The organism is uncultured Winogradskyella sp. (assembly GCF_937958655.1).
Lineage (GTDB): Bacteria > Bacteroidota > Bacteroidia > Flavobacteriales > Flavobacteriaceae > Winogradskyella.
The window spans coordinates 1-16,231 of record NZ_CALGNH010000053.1 but is presented as its reverse complement, the minus strand read 5'-3'; the positions used below and the strand labels follow the sequence as shown (position 1 = coordinate 16,231).

14 protein-coding genes are annotated in these 16,231 nt (G+C 35.0%); 7 read left to right on the top strand and 7 right to left on the bottom strand.

Annotated features, from left to right (window positions below; translation table 11 throughout):
* From Q0800_RS10310 to Q0800_RS10280, 7 genes are all read left to right on the top strand, one after another.
* Nucleotides 1-281: alpha-ketoglutarate-dependent dioxygenase AlkB (locus tag Q0800_RS10310; RefSeq protein ID WP_299129326.1), on the top strand; the 281-nt coding region annotated here is incomplete at its 5' end.
* Nucleotides 282-733: 452 nt separating this feature from the next.
* Nucleotides 734-1,660 (top strand): alpha/beta hydrolase, encoded by a 927-nt coding sequence (locus Q0800_RS10305; RefSeq protein WP_299129325.1) that lies wholly within the window; start codon nucleotides 734-736, stop codon nucleotides 1,658-1,660.
* Between the two features lie 330 nt (nucleotides 1,661-1,990).
* Nucleotides 1,991-2,851 carry an SPFH domain-containing protein gene (locus tag Q0800_RS10300; RefSeq protein WP_299129324.1) on the top strand — a complete coding sequence of 287 codons (861 nt, stop codon included), beginning with the start codon at nucleotides 1,991-1,993 and terminating at the stop codon, nucleotides 2,849-2,851.
* 139 nt (nucleotides 2,852-2,990) lie between these two features.
* Nucleotides 2,991-3,500: a hypothetical protein gene (locus Q0800_RS10295; RefSeq protein WP_299129323.1), complete on the top strand. Its 510-nt coding sequence runs from the start codon at nucleotides 2,991-2,993 to the stop codon at nucleotides 3,498-3,500.
* A complete protein-coding gene (locus Q0800_RS10290; protein ID WP_299129322.1) occupies nucleotides 3,493-3,672 on the top strand; it encodes an Arc family DNA binding domain-containing protein in 180 nt (59 codons plus the stop codon). Before Q0800_RS10295 ends, Q0800_RS10290 begins: the two co-directional genes overlap by 8 nt.
* A 123-nt stretch (nucleotides 3,673-3,795) precedes the next feature.
* Nucleotides 3,796-5,079, top strand: a complete 1,284-nt coding sequence (locus Q0800_RS10285; protein WP_299129327.1) for a DUF819 family protein — start codon at nucleotides 3,796-3,798, stop codon at nucleotides 5,077-5,079.
* Nucleotides 5,080-5,132: 53 nt separating this feature from the next.
* Nucleotides 5,133-5,846 carry a DUF4369 domain-containing protein gene (locus tag Q0800_RS10280; protein WP_299129321.1) on the top strand — a complete coding sequence of 238 codons (714 nt, stop codon included), beginning with the start codon at nucleotides 5,133-5,135 and terminating at the stop codon, nucleotides 5,844-5,846.
* Between the two features lie 271 nt (nucleotides 5,847-6,117).
* Here Q0800_RS10280 and Q0800_RS10275 read toward each other — a convergent pair whose 3' ends face one another.
* From Q0800_RS10275 to Q0800_RS10245, 7 genes are all read right to left on the bottom strand, one after another.
* A complete protein-coding gene (locus Q0800_RS10275; protein ID WP_299129320.1) occupies nucleotides 6,118-6,387 on the bottom strand; it encodes a hypothetical protein in 270 nt (89 codons plus the stop codon).
* A gap of 70 nt (nucleotides 6,388-6,457) precedes the next feature.
* On the bottom strand, nucleotides 6,458-7,429 hold the full coding sequence (locus Q0800_RS10270; RefSeq protein WP_299129319.1) for a type I phosphomannose isomerase catalytic subunit: 972 nt from the start codon (nucleotides 7,427-7,429) through the stop codon (nucleotides 6,458-6,460).
* A gap of 3 nt (nucleotides 7,430-7,432) precedes the next feature.
* Nucleotides 7,433-7,843, bottom strand: coding sequence for a 6-carboxytetrahydropterin synthase (locus Q0800_RS10265; RefSeq protein WP_299129318.1), 411 nt, complete (start codon nucleotides 7,841-7,843; stop codon nucleotides 7,433-7,435).
* Nucleotides 7,840-8,367 (bottom strand): isopentenyl-diphosphate Delta-isomerase, encoded by a 528-nt coding sequence (idi, locus tag Q0800_RS10260; protein ID WP_299129317.1) that lies wholly within the window; start codon nucleotides 8,365-8,367, stop codon nucleotides 7,840-7,842. The genes Q0800_RS10265 and idi overlap by 4 nt, the downstream gene beginning before the upstream one ends.
* A 106-nt stretch (nucleotides 8,368-8,473) precedes the next feature.
* Entirely contained in the window at nucleotides 8,474-10,453 is a 1,980-nt protein-coding gene (locus Q0800_RS10255; RefSeq protein ID WP_299129316.1) for an OmpA family protein, read from the bottom strand.
* A gap of 10 nt (nucleotides 10,454-10,463) precedes the next feature.
* Nucleotides 10,464-11,393: a type IX secretion system membrane protein PorP/SprF gene (locus tag Q0800_RS10250; RefSeq protein WP_299129315.1), complete on the bottom strand. Its 930-nt coding sequence runs from the start codon at nucleotides 11,391-11,393 to the stop codon at nucleotides 10,464-10,466.
* Between the two features lie 28 nt (nucleotides 11,394-11,421).
* On the bottom strand, nucleotides 11,422-16,231 hold a 4,810-nt coding region (locus Q0800_RS10245), incomplete at its 5' end, for a gliding motility-associated C-terminal domain-containing protein (RefSeq protein WP_299129314.1).

Genomic DNA, 16,231 nt, shown 5'->3' with positions numbered 1-16,231 from the left:
TTAATCTATACAGAAATGGTAATGACAGTAATGGTTGGCACGCAGACAACGAAAAGGAACTTGGTAAAAACCCTGTTATTGCTTCAGTGAGTTTTGGTGAGGCACGCCCGTTTCACTTTAAACATAGAAGCCTAAAAGTAGAACGACACAAACTGGTACTAGAGCACGGAAGCCTTTTGGTAATGAAAGGAGAAATGCAACATTACTGGTTGCATCAAATTGCTAAAACAAAAAGGAATATTGAACCTAGGATTAACCTTACATTTAGAAAGCTTCTCTAAATTTAGAGTTGTATTATTATTACTATCAAAGCAGTAATTCATGATTTTTTTAATAGACTTAATTTATGAAATTCCTGCTTTCGCGGGAATTGAAAAACAAAAAACCGGGTTCCCTCAAACCCGGTTTCTCTAATTTGCTTTTTTTATTATGTAAGTAGATTTAGGGTCTCTAAGTCAACATAACATAATGCAAATATTAATTAATTAATCCATTAACTAAAAACTAAATTTTAGTATACCCCAAATATAGAATTAGAACTCAAACACAACGACAAAAAACATATTAAATCGATGTAATACATATAATTTTAACATTTTTGGATAAAAACATGTATTTCATCGATAAAATACAGGAGTTAAAATAGCGCATCCGAGATATTTTAAAATATTAATTTAGAATTTAAGTTTAATTATAATATCCCTTAATTTTACAATAGCATAAATTTAAAACTATGAGACTACTAGCATATATTACATTAATTCTATTTTTCAATAAAGGTATTTGTCAAGAAAAATCATTTTCTGAACAAGACGTATCTGTAACAAACTGGATCGATGGTACGCTACTCACTCCTAATAATGTCCAGACACCTCCATTAGCAATTATTATTGCGGGCTCTGGTCCTACCGACAGAAATGGCAATCAGAATTTTCTAAAAAACAATGCCTTAAAAAAACTTTCAGAACGTTTAGCTCATAAAGGTATAGCCACTTTTAGATATGATAAACGCATCGTAAAACAAATACGACAAGGTAGGGTTGATAAAACCATAATGTTTGATGATTTTGTTAAAGATGCAAAAGACGTACTGCGCTATTTTAAAGAAAAAAATGCCTACTCTAAAGTTTATCTTATAGGCCATAGCCAAGGTAGTTTGGTCGGTATGCTTGCAGCAAAGGATAGCGCAGATGGGTTTATATCCTTAGCAGGTGCAGGCCAAAACATTGGCGACGTTATTGTAGACCAAGTAACCACTATGGCGCCTCAACTTGGTGAAGAAGCTAAAAAGGTCGTTGTGCAATTAAAACAAGGAAACACTATAACAGATTATCCGTCTACATTAGCATCTGTTTTTAATACAGACCTACAACCGTTTATGATCAATTGGATGCAGTATAACCCTACTGAAATTATAAAACATTTAAATATCCCTATCCTACTAATTAATGGCACTAAAGACCTCCAGGTATCACAAGTGGAAGCTAAATTACTAAAGGACGCTAATGAAAACGCAGAATTAAAGATCATTGAAAATATGAACCACATTCTTTTTGAAATTAAAGGTGATGATTTAGAGAATTCAAAATCGTATAATGAAACGTTTAGGCCTCTAAGCTCAGAACTTATTACTAGTATTGTTGAATTTATAAAGACCTAAAAATACTTATATATCGTTTCAAAATTATACCGCATAGCATAGAAACGTCGCACACTTAAATTGAAAAAGCATCCCAACCACGAGATGCTTTTTCACTAACTAACCAACCAAAATGCAATGTTGCGATATTGTAGTAATGTTACTCTCGTAACTATCGCTGTAACCATTACACTTACTATATAACAAACCGCGTGCCAAACTCCAATTCTCATTATTTTTAATAAAAATGTAACATTTATTTGGGTTTACACACCTATAATATATACCTTTATGATATCATTTTAATATCATATTGAATATTTATTGATAAACCAATTAAATTTTTAGATCATGAAAGAAGAAAAAATCATTGTCCCGGCTAATGGCTACTTTATGCTATTTGTATTATTAATCCTATTTTTTGGAAGTATTGCCGCAATCATGGCAATGCAGACTGCTTGGCCTATACTTACTATAATCCTAGCCTTAGTTATGGCATTTGGCTTTATAATGGTGCAACCCAATGGGTCTCGTGTATTACTTTTATTTGGAAAGTATGTTGGTACTGTTAAGAAAAATGGCTTTTATTGGGTAAATCCTTTCTACTCTAAAAAGAAAATATCACTTAGAGCCAGTAATTTTGATAGTGAACGCCTTAAGGTTAACGACAAACTCGGAAACCCAGTTATGATAAGCACTATATTAGTTTGGCGTGTACAAAACACCTACAAAGCTGCTTTTGATGTAGATAATTACGAAAACTTTGTACGTGTACAAACCGATGCTGCAGTTCGTAAATTGGCAAGTATGTACCCTTATGATAATTTTGCTGATGAAGGCCACGATGAAGACATCACCTTACGCTCTAGCGTTAATGAAGTTAGCAATGCTCTAGAAAAAGAAATTGACGAGCGCCTATCTATTGCAGGTATTGAAGTCTTAGAAGCTCGTATTGGCTACCTAGCTTATGCGCAAGAAATTGCAAACGCTATGCTTAAACGACAACAAGCTACAGCCATAGTTGCAGCAAGACATAAGATTGTTGAAGGTGCGGTAAGCATGGTAGAAATGGCTATTGAAGAATTAAATAAAAAGGATGTTGTTCAATTAGATGAAGAACGCAAAGCAGCCATGGTCAGTAACCTTATGGTAGTACTTTGCGGTGATAAAGATGCGTCTCCTGTTGTAAATACAGGAACTTTAAGCCATTAATATAAACAAACTTCGGTTTTAGACATAGATTTCAAAATTTTGAAAACCTTTTAAACCAATATGCCAGAGAAGGTTGGACGGTGAAAAATATTGAACAAAACTGGACAAGTCTAGTTCTAGAACGCGATAAAAATAGGTAATGCGAATTTTTAAAGAAGAACAACGTTTTAATCAATTATGGCTCATCTTATTAATGGCCATAAGCATGCTTGTTCCTATAGGTATAATAATAGGCACATATATAAAAGACCCTAATAGTTTTACGCTCTTTGAGTTTATACTTATTCTAAGTCTTATGATTATAGCATCAACACTAATATTTACGTTTAAGCTTACCTCAAAAATTGATGAAAAAGGCATTCATTACAAGTTCTTTCCGTTTCATAGAACATTTAAACTTATAAATTGGAACACTATAGATAATGTATATATTAGGCAATATGATGCCATTAGTGAGTACGGAGGCTGGGGACTTAAAGGTGGTAGCCTTTGGAGAAAAAACAAAGGAAAAGCCATTAACGTTTCTGGAGACATTGGTATTCAAATAATACAAAAGAACGGTAAAAAATTGTTGATCGGAACACAAAAGAAAGCAGAAGCCGAACGTGTTTTACAGACTTACAAATCTAAAATAAACAACAATGGCTAAGAAAAAAGCATTTGCATTACGAATCAATGAAGATATGCTCAAAGCCATAGAAAAATGGGCTGCTGATGAATTCCGTAGCACCAACGGACAGATAGAATGGATGCTGATGCAATATCTCAAAGAACACAAAAGGCAGCCTAAAAAAAAAGAAAAACCAAAAGAAGAAAAGTGATCGGAAACGGTCACTTTTTTTAGTTTTTGTATTTTGTGACAAATTAAAGTTATGAACTCAAAAAACAAGTATATCCTACCATTTATCTTAACAATTATAGGTATTGTTATTGCTTCTGTTTTAATGTATTTCTTTTATGAAAAACCGGAAGACCCCATTTTTAAGAACGATGCAATAGTTTTTGGGATTTTAATGATATCCTTGGGATTTGTATTCTTTACGGAATCGAAAAAGTCAGGTTACTGGCATTATTTCTACAAGATTGTACCTGGATTACTAATGTGTTACCTTATTCCTGCGATATTCAACTCTTTAGGTGTAATATCAGATGAAATCTCCCAGACTTATTTTATTGCTAGTCGTTACTTATTACCAGCTTCACTCATATTACTTACCTTAAGCATAGACTTAAAAGCAATTTTTAATCTGGGTTGGAAAGCATTGGTAATGTTCTTTACAGGTACTATAGGCATCATCATTGGTGGGCCAATAGCCATTTTATTGATTTCAATCTTTTCACCAGAAACTGTTGGTGGTGCTGGTTTTGATGCTACATGGAGAGGATTGGCCACACTCGCCGGAAGTTGGATTGGAGGCGGAGCCAACCAAGCTGCCATGCTAGAGATATATGAATTTAACCAAGAGCTCTATGGAGGTATGGTACTGGTGGATATAGTAGTCGCTAATCTTTGGATGGCCGTTATACTCTTAGGAATTGGAAAACGCAAGCGCATAGATAATTGGCTTAAAGCAGATAATACTGCTATTGATGAATTACAGAACAAAGTCCAAGCTTTTAGTGATAAGATAACTCGGACACCATCAACTTCGGATTTAATTATCATTTTGACCATAGCTTTTGGCGCAGTGGGCATTGCACATTTTGGTTCGGATCATATCTCTGTTTTTTTAAAGGATAATTTTGAAGCCGTAAGTGATCCTAAAAGTGCCTTATCCTCCTTTGGCAGTGGTTTCTTTTGGCTCATTTCCATTGCTACTTTAATAGGTGTGCTGCTGTCATTCACCAAAGCAAAGAATTATGAAGGTGCAGGAGCAAGTAAGGTCGGTAGTGTTTTTATTTACATTCTCGTTGCTACTATTGGTATGAAAATGGATTTAGGTAAAATACTCGAAAACCCTGGATTGATATTAATTGGCTTGGTATGGATGGCTATCCATGCAGCACTGTTAATTCTTGTCGCAAAACTTATAAAAGCTCCATATTTCTTTTTAGCGGTAGGCAGCCAAGCAAATGTTGGCGGAGCAGCTTCAGCACCTGTTGTAGCAGCTGCATTTCACCCATCGCTAGCAACTGTTGGAGCATTATTGGCAGTCTTTGGTTATGTCGTGGGTACTTACGGAGCCATTCTCTGTGCAGAGCTAATGAAAATTGCCGCAGGAGGCTAGTATTTTTAAATTCAAAATAAGATATTTGCGCACTTAACAACTACACTAAAAACATGACTAAATACATTAAAGCTTTAAGTTTATTTCTCACAGCATGTATAGCTATTTCTTGCGGAAAAGATAATGATGCTAACTTCACCTTAAAAGGAAACATTAAAGGATTAAAAAAAGGTATGGTGTATCTCCAAAAAAATGGAGATTCAACGGATATTATAGATTTAGACTCAGTAGCCGTTATGGGAGAAAAAGAATTTGTTTTACAAACTAATCTCAAAGAACCCATTTTACTGTACCTAAAGCTTTTTAAAAATGATGGTGAAGAACATTATATTCCATTTTTTGGCGATAAAGGTGAAACTACAATAAACACATCTCTAAAGTTATTTAGTTATGATGCCGAAATAAAAGGATCTAAAACACAAGATTTATTAAATGAATACACCAAAGTTATGTCTAACTTCAAAGATCAAAACTTGGAAATTATTGAGCAAAGCCTTTTAGCTAAAAAAGCTAATGATACCATAGCTTCAGATTCTTTAAAAAAGCGGTCTACGACATTAATAAAACGCAAATACGCTTATACTATACAGTTTGCTCTAAATCACAAAGACAATATTATAGCACCTTATTTAGCACTTTATGAAGTTCCTGCAGCCAATACGGTCTATATTGATTCTATTTATAATGGTTTAACAAAAGACATTAAAACCTCTTTCTACGGAAAAAAATTAGCTAAACTTATTGAAACTAGAGCTAATATAGAATAGCACTTAAACTTGGTGATAGCCTAAAGCGGTTCTCGACCTTAGCTGATTTAATAGTATAAGATTCTGAAAGGCTCTATCATTAGGCATAGAATGATAAATCTATAAAAACAAAAAAAGCTGTCTCTAAAGTCTTTGTTTTAAATTCTTAACGTTTAGAATTTAAAACATTTTGAAAACCAATAAATTCAGATTCCTAAACTTAAAATCCGAATGACAGGTTTTCTTACTTTACAGACAGCCTTTTTAACTTTTTGAGTAAGTCACTCTTAAATTATTTTAATTTATTAATTCTATCTATCAATGCACGTCCTTTAGCTTCCAAATCGGTATTAATCGCTTTAAAATGTGCCTTAGGACTTTCAATATCTCTTTCGTTTACGCGAGCAATTAACTCATCAAATCCAGCAATGGCATCATCTATAATTGCATTACTATCTTTAGTTGGCTTTTCTGCATTTTCTAGTTCCCAGTAGTAAACAGCTTCAATGATATCACCAAAAACGTAATTAATATCCTTTTTTAAATCTCTTTTATTCGCCATAATGTTCTTTAATTTAATGGTATAAAAATAATAAATAGTATGCTGAAATCTTTAAAAATGATTTGAAGTTTTAAACATATACCTCCAGTAATTTTGCTGCACTAGATTTAAGTGTATAATCTTTAAATGCGGCTGGGAGCAACACCGTTTCTCCTTTTATAATCTTTTCTGTTGAAGATGATGTTGAAATCTCTAAATCACCATCTAAACACATATAAATAATGAATGAATCGTGATTATTTTTCTTTTTTATTATTGTGTTAATTTCGAGATAATTGGTAGTAAAAAAAGGACAGCTAACCATGCTATTAGATACATTTTCTCGTTTTTCGTATTCAATCCTAAAATCATCCTTCATATTAAACTTAAAAGCATCAATAGCGATTTCGTTATGCAATTTGCGCTCATTACCCTCATCATCTACGCGGTCCCAATCATAAACACGATAGGTAACATCGCTTGTTTGCTGAATTTCGGCCAGTAGTACTCCAGCACCGATGGCATGGATACGACCAGCTTCAATAAAATAGACATTTCCTGCTTTAACTTTATCAAAATTCAAAATCTTTGGCAAGGTTTTGGTCTCTAGATGCTTTAGATAGGTTTCCTCATCCATATTTTGATTGAAACCTACAATAAGGTTAGCATCCTTATCTGCTTGCAATACATACCACATTTCAGTCTTTCCAAAGGAATTATGACGCTCTTTGGCCAATTTATCTTCTGGATGCAGTTGTATGCTTAAATCTTTCTTAGCGTCTATAAATTTTATTAACAAAGGAAATTCGTTACCAAAACGTTTATGATTTTTATCACCAATTAAAAATCGTGTATGGTTATTTAATAAAGTTTGTAAAGATTCACCTTTTAACTTACCATTAGCAACAACTGAAATGTCACCGGGTACTGTACTTATTTCCCAACTTTCACCAACTTGTTTTGAGTGTGATGCTTTGTTTAATTGTTCCTTTAACTTTTCTCCTCCCCAAATTTTATCTTTTAAAATGGGCACAAATTTTAAAGGATATAAAAGATTATCCATAATTTATTCTCCTGAGTAGGTCACAAAATTACGTGGTGTTTCGTAAAGTGTAATTTTGAGATGAAATTTTGAATCTAGTTTTACCTTTATCTTATTGTAAATAATAACTGCAATATTCTCTGCTGTAGGATTTAAATCTTTAAATTCTGGCACTTCTACATTTAGATTCTTATGATCAAAGGCATCTTCAATCTCAGACTTAATAATATCTTTCAGAATTTTTACATCTATTACATAACCTGTTTCTGGGTCTATATCTCCTGTAACACTGGCAATTAATTCGTAATTATGACCATGAAAGTTTGGGTTATTACACTTACCAAATACGGCATCATTCTTTTCGAAACTCCAATCCTTTCGATAAAGCCTATGGGCTGCATTAAAGTGCGCTTTTCTATGTACAGTTACCTTCATATCTTATTTATGTTTATATAATCATAAAACTTTTCAAAAATAATTTTAAACCAAGCCGTGTAATTTTCGGGTTGTAAGGCTATATCGGCTTTTACATCTTCTAAGGGCATCCATTTCCAATCGGCAACTTCGTCTTTATTTATAGTTGGTGCGTTATTGTAATACCCTATCATTATATGATCGTACTCATGCTCAGTTAGTCCGTTGTCAAAAGGTGCTTTATACATAAAGGATGTTGTTTCCTTTAAGGCTGTTACAAAACCCATCTCTTCTTGTAAACGGCGTTTACCTGCTTCTAAATTAGATTCGCCGTGGCGTTGATGACTGCAACACGTGTTTGTCCACAGTCCTGGTGAATGGTATTTATGCAGCGCACGTTGCTGAAGCATTAATTCATTAGTATCATTAAATATAAACACTGAAAATGCACGATGTAAAAGGGCCTTTTCGTGCGCTTCCATTTTAGGCATTAAGCCAATTTGATTATCGTTTTCATCCACAAGGATGACTTGTTCTTCTGTCATAACACAAAATTAAGCACTAAAGGCTTAAAAATGTTAAAGGATTTCATAAAAAATGACCACTTAAAAATTAAGTGGTCATTTATAGTTTTATTTTGTTATTGTTTTTTTACTCTTTATCGTCACAAGTCTTACCGTTTATACTTGTTATAATAAACTCACTACGTCGGTTTAACTGATGTTCTTCTTCGCTACAGGTAGAGTTGTTTGACGGTTCACAACCACAATCGTTAACCAATTGGAATTCTCCATAACCCTTTGCTGTTAAACGCTCCGAAGAAATGCCATTATCTATTAGGTACTGACGTGTAGACTGTGCTCTTCTTTCAGATAAATTTTCGTTATATGCTGCCGATCCTCTACAGTCTGTATGCGAACGGATATCAATAGCCATTGTAGGATATTTATTTAACACAGCTAATACTTTTTGTAGCTCTATCTCAGCATCGTATCTAATATTAGATTTATCAAAATCGAAATAAATAATAGGAATATCTAAGATTTTAGCCAAATCATCACATGGACTAATTTCCTGCACATTTTTTTCTAATAAGAGCTGAAGTCTAAGCTCTTGCTTCTTCTTAGGTGTTGTAAAACGTTTTTCGTCTGATGCATAATTCTCTAATGCGCCACGCAACAAATATTCTTGCTCGCAATCTAAATCGAAAGCAAATGCACCATCAGCTCCAGTTGTTGAACGCTCTAACTCATTTCCTTCTCCATCAAATAAAATCACTGTAGCGTTAGGCAATAACTCCTCTGTTTTAATATCTTTAGCAACTCCGACTACAGATTGCTCACATTCCGGAATTTCAAAGGTATATATATCGTCTCCTCCTTTACCTCCTTCTCTGTTAGAACTAAAGTAAACACGCTTAGTCACTAAGTTTTCATAATATCCAAAATCATCGGCGATACTATTTACTGGTTTACCAACATTGAAGATTGGAAAGTTTCTATTTGAACCTGCTTCGACCTTTTGATCTAAACCTTCTGACTTAAATACATCTAAACCTCCCAAACCTGGAAAACCAGTTGAAGAATAAAATAAGTTTCCGCTTGTATCCATAAAAGGAAAGGATTCTTGACCTTCTGTATTTATCGAAGGGCCTAAATTTTCAGGCTTACCTAATGTACCATCTTCATTAACATCTACGACATATATATCGGATTGCCCAAAAGTACCTGGCATATCTGATGCAAAATACAATCTAGAGCCTGTAACATTTAACGTAGGATGTGCTACACTGTAATCTTTGCTATTAAAGTGTATTTTATGAATTTCGTCCCAAGTTCCATCTTCGCTTAATGTTACTCTATACAATTGTAATCGATTTATACCAGTTTCGTCTTCTTTGTATTTTAATTTGAAGAAATTATTTCTGGTAAAAAACATGTATTTTCCATTTGGTGAAAACACTGCACTAGACTCGTGATATTTAGTATTTACTTTTCCACTTATGGCAGTTGCTTCACCAAAACTATTTCCTGTTTTCTCCGATGCATATAAATCTAAATAAGGTTCTTCATTCCATCTATACTTGCGCCCACCACCTCTTGCCGAAGCAAATACGATAGAATTTTCGTACTCTGTGGTTCCAAAATCAGAAAACTCAGTGTTTATCTCTAAGTTACTTGGTATAATATCATCTCTACTGACATCTTCAATATTAGATCGGTAATCTACACTAGATAAAAAGGCCTTACCTCTTAAGTCATTAGGTTTAATATCATTAAACTTATTCATCCATTTATCAGCTTCTGCATAGTTCTCCACACCTTTAAGTGCTAATGCATATCTAAAATAGTACTCTGGGTCTATGACTTCTCCTAAACTCATAAGTTCTCCATACCATTTCACTGCATTTTCCATATCATTATTAAAATAATAGGAATTGGCTAATTTCTGAAAAAGATCAACTGACTTATAACCTTTATTAGCAACCTCTAACAATACCTCACTTGTTTTAACGTAAGCAAAGTCTTTATAGTCATCTTTTACGCTTTGTATTTTACCATTTTGTGCATAAGCAGATAAGGCAAATATACCTGCAAAAACTACACTTATATATCTTGTCATTTTTTTCATAGTCTTATTTTTAGAAGAAACGTGGTGATAATATTCTTCCCATTCTTTTAACTTCGAATCTTAAGGTTAATTCGTGAGAACCGCTATTGTAATTATTTAAACCTGTCGTTGTTAGGTCATAACCATAACCAATAAACATACCAGGCGTTACTTGAAAACCAACTAACGCACTAACTGAATCGTCCCATCTATAGGCTAAACCTGCAGTAAGGTTCTTTTTATACCAAACATTTGCTGAGACATCTGCTACTAATGGAGCACCTGACACCGCTTTTACTAAAAAGGCTGGTTTTAATTCTAAAGTTTCGTTTAGATTAAAAACATAACCACCAATCGCATAAAAATGTATACGTTCCGTCGCTAACGAGGTTTGAAAATCATCATAATGTTGCGTTTGCAAAAAATTTGGAACAGAAAGTCCTAAATACCATTTTCTGGTATGCATATATAAACCACCACCAATTGTTGGTGACCATAAGCTAATATCCGCAAATGCATTATCTGAAATATTTTGTGGTAATCCCAATCCAAAATCAGTATTCAAATTATGAACACCACCTCGTACTCCAAAGGATAATTTTAAATCATTGGCATTTAATGGTATGGTATAAGAAAAATTAGCATCCACCCAAGTTTCTCTTGCCGGACCTAAAGCATCACTAACAATGTTTAGTCCTAATCCAATTCTCTCATTTCTCAATGGAGAATGAATACCTAAAGTTTGTGTTTGTGGTGCACCTTCTAAACCAACCCATTGCGATCTGTGCAAACCTACCACGCTGAGCGTTTCTCTTTGACCAGCGTAGGCAGGGTTAACACTAAGTGTATTATACATGTAGTGGGTGAACTGAGGATCTTGCTGTGCTTGAACCTCTTTCGTTGTCAACAGTGTAGTAAACACTATTAAAATTAAACTTGCTTTTGATAATATACGTATCATCTTTCTGTCTTTTTATATAGTTGTTTACTTATCTATTTATATATAACCATCCTACTCTAGGCTCCGAACCATCTCCCAGATCTAGTACATAGTAATAGGTACCTACTGGTAAACCATTAGATTGTTCAATAACAGCTCTTCCGTTAGAAGTACCGTCCCAATCATTTTGGTAACCTTTTTTAGAATACACAATGTTACCCCATCTGTTAAAGACTTCTAACTTATTGTTAGGGAATCGTTCTAAACAATCAATAACAAACGTTTCATTAACACTGTCACCATTTGGTGAGAATTCATTGTATATGGTTAAACAAATTGGATCTACCGCTGCAGTACCACCATCGTTACTTTGATTTATGTCTATTCCTCCGTTTGCATTAATCACAAAGGCATTATTTTCGTAGTCTCCAAATCCTAATACTTCTGCAGTAATCTCAAGAATCTCTACTTGATCTGGATTGAGTTGAGCAATCGTCCACTCACCATCAATTTCAGAATAAGTTCCAGCTGTTGTTATTGCTGATACAAATTCATAACCACTAGGTATTTGCTCACTAATTACAATATTGGTCGCTGTTACATTTCCAATATTTGCCGCTTCAATAGTAAATACTACTTGGGCTCCAACCACAGGTCGTAGTTCGTCAACTTCCTTAGCAACATCTAAATCAAAAATTGAATTTACCGCTGTTACCGTTGGATCGTCTGGATCACCATTACCATCTTCATCATTGTCATTTTCATCATTAGGATCATCACTAGTATCTCTAATATCGTCATTAGAATCATTAACATCTCCTCCAGGGGCTTCACTGCTTACCGTTGCAGAATTTGTAATAAAACCTGTATCTAAATCTGCTTGGGTTATCTGGTACGTCGCTGTATATGTTGTACTATCAATCTCATCTGGTAACAATTGAGCTATTGGCCCACCTATAAGTGTTAAACCAGGCAGTACATCTTGTATTTCAATATCGGTTAAAGTGACATTACCTGTATTCTCTACGGTAAACACATAAGATATGATATCATCTATACTACCTTCTACTCCATCGCCATTAGTATCCTCTAAAGGCAACGTTGTTTTTATTAAACTTATACTCGGTTCAGCCACGATTACAATTTCTGTAACATCGTCTTCGGTGTTACCATCATTATCATCTCCATCGTCACTCGTGTCGTTGACTGTTGTATCTGCTGGACTGTCTCCACTTGCTAATACACTGTTACTAAAGCCTCCTGTATCTATTGCATCTTGCTCTATCTCGTAAGTCGCTGTGTACGTTGCTACTTCTCCAACCCCTAATGTGCCCTCTACATTGTCTGAGTTGGCAGCATCAAATGTTGGCCCTGTTAATAAGGTCAGTGGGTTACCATTAGCATCTACAAACGTATCTACTATACCTACGTTATCTAAGGTGACATTACCTGTATTGGTTACGGTAATGGTATACGTTACTGTATCTCCTAGACTTGCTCCTGTTGGTGCTACGTCGTTAGTAATTGCAAATGTCTTAACAGCTTCTAAGCTTGGATCGGCAGCAGCATTAACTGTTTCACTTCCATCATTTTCCACAGCTGTATCTCCTGTTCCATCATTATCAGTATCCGCGGATCCATCAGCTTCTGCAGTATTAGTATATGAACCATTATCTAAATCCGCCTGAGTTACTGTATGACTAGCGGTATACACCCAAGTTTCACCAACATCTAATACACCATCATTATTCCCTGGTGCATCTGTACCACGAACTGGTGATGCATCTGCTGTAGTATCTACAACGGTTGGGTTAAACACTGCTACATTTCCATTATTTGTTAATGTTATTCTGTAGTTGATAACCTGATTTACTTGCGAATACTCCGTAGTTGCTACATTACCATCAATATTAGTTAAAGTCTTAACTGTATTGACACTTGGATTAATATCACAACTTGTATCATCTGCTGGATCTGTTACTGCTCCATTCGTCCCTAAGGTATAATTTACGCCTGTTTCTGTTACTAAACCTGTATTAGTATCTACAGAAGCGGGATCTGGCTCACCAAATTGACCTCCATCAGATCCTGCAGTAAATGGATTATCATAAGCTTCATTTGCATCTGGACATCCATCACCATCACTATCTGTATTTTGGAAGTCGAAACTACCATCAGAAAGCGTGTCTACAGGTGTTGTAGCTTCTGCTGCATCATCTGCACCGTTTCCATCTAAATCATTAAACACATCATCTGTTGCATCTAAAACACCATCATCGTTTGTATCTAATGCTCCATTACCAGCTTCATCAACATCGTAAATACCATCATTATCACTATCTAAATCAAAAATATCATCTACATCATCGTTATCTGAATCTTGTGTTAAGCAATATTCAAAATCGTAAAAATTTAATTCAACATTAGCATTTCTATCTCCATCTATATTACCGACAATTACAATAATTTCAGTTACAGGTCCCACGACATTAATAGATATGCTATTCGCTGTAGGATCAGTTTGATTAGGGGTCGCTGCACTTATTGCAGTCTGTCCATTAATGGTTAAATCAGCTCCGACATTAACATCCGCTAAGTTTACTGATAAATTATCTGTTCCATTTATCGCTGTTATATCGGCTCTATCACCAACATCAAAACCACCAATCTTAAAACTAGCATTGTAAACTGGTTCAGAGAATGTGATGAAATAATTTACAACTCTCCCATTTGCGAAATCTGTACCGTCTGGTATGGTACTGATATAATCACCATCTGGTAAAACGGCAGCATTATTTTGGCTAGATACGCCACCATTCCAAGCAGCGCCTCTTCTTAACTCATAACCAAATCTTATATCCGCAGTACCAAAAGCATATAAATTATTTATAAATTCTGGATTGTTTGAAGAACCTGTGTTATCAGAGAATGTTTGACCTAATGCTATAGGACCATCAGAACAATTTAATTCAAATTCATTAAGGATACCATCATTATCGCTGTCTATGTCACAGAAATCTGAAACATTGTCACCATCACTATCCGGATTTCCAGAAGCAATAGCATCACAAGGGTTACAACCTGCAGTAATTGCTGGATCGGTTACTGAACTATTAGTCCCTGTAGTATAATCTACACCACCTTCTATAACCAATCCATTATTTGGATTAACATTTGCCGGATCTGGCTGGCCAAACTGGCCATCATCTGCTCCTGCAGCACTAGCATAGCCATAAGCTTCATTTGCATCCGCACAACCATCACCGTCACTATCTGTATTTTGGTAATCGAAACTACCGTCTGCAAGTGTATCTATAGGTGTTGCCGCTTCAGCAGTATCATTTGCTCCATTTCCGTCTACATCATTAAGACCTCCCGCATCATTTGCATCAATAACACCATCATTATTAGTATCTAGCGCACCAAAACCTGCTTCATCAACATCGTAAATACCATCATTATCACTGTCTAAATCTATAATATCGTTAACACCATCATTATCTGTATCAATAGCTGTACAATATTCAAACTCATAAAAATTCAATTCTAAGTTGGCCGTTCTATCACCATTAAAATTACCGACAACTACAATAATTTCGCTTACAGGGCCATCAACACTAATAGCTATACTATTAGCTGTAGGATTAGCTTGGTTAGGAGTTGCTGTACTTTCTACACTCTGTCCATTAATAGTTAAACCAGCTCCGACATTGATATCAGATATGTTTACTGGTAAAATATCTGTACCATTTATCGCTGATATATCGGCTCTATCTCCAACGTCTAAACCTCCAATCTTAAAGTTAGCATTGTAAACTGGCTCAGAAAAGGTTATAAAATAATTTACAACTCTACCTGCGCCGAAATCTGTACCGTCTGGTATGGTACTGATATAAGCACCATCTGGTAAAACTGCAGCATTATTTTGGCTAGTTACGCCACCATTCCAAGCAGCACCTCCTCTTAACTCATAACCAAATCTTATATCTGCACCATCAAAAGCATATAAATTATTTACAAATTCTGGATTATTTGTAGAACCTGTAGTATCTGAGAATGTCTGACCAAGGGTTAGAGGACCCGTTGGGCAGTTTAAATCATTAATATCTAAGATACCATCGTTATCATCATCATCGTCACAATAATCAGATATGCCATCGTTATCTGTATCTAAGTTTCCAGAAATAATAGCATCACATGGGTCTGAATTTACTGTAAGTGTGGAACAATTAATTTCTCTAATACAAACATTGTCATCGTGAGTTATGAGTACACAATAATCTGTACCATCTAAACCTGTAACGTCACTAATATTTAAGGTTGCTGTATCTACGTTACTATATACACCTCCATTGGCTAATACAGTACCACCATTGTCTGGATCTCCAATATACCATTGGTAATTGACACCATCATTGGCATTGTCTGGTGTACCATAATTTGGTGTACCTGTTGTGTAACTTGTGGCTGCATCTGCTGTGGCTAAGGCTGCAAAACTTGCTGCATCACCATCATTTACAGTTTGGTTGGTTGGTGCTGTATCTACGGTGAGTTGTATCGCTTCTATCGCTCTATCATAGGTATATGTACCATTGTATAAGCCGCTTTCTGCTGCGGTTTCTAGGCTATCTTCAAAACCATTATCGCCAACATTTGTAGCATCAAAAGGTGCTACGGTAATATCTGCAACTTCGGTAGTAATGGTACCTGCTTCGAAAGCATCACTACAACCATCGTTATCAGAATCGAGATCAAGTCTATTTGGTATGCCGTCATTGTCTATATCTATACTACCAACTGCACCATCAATAATAATTACTGGTATAGTTGCTGAAGCTAATGTGCCTGTAGATACTTGT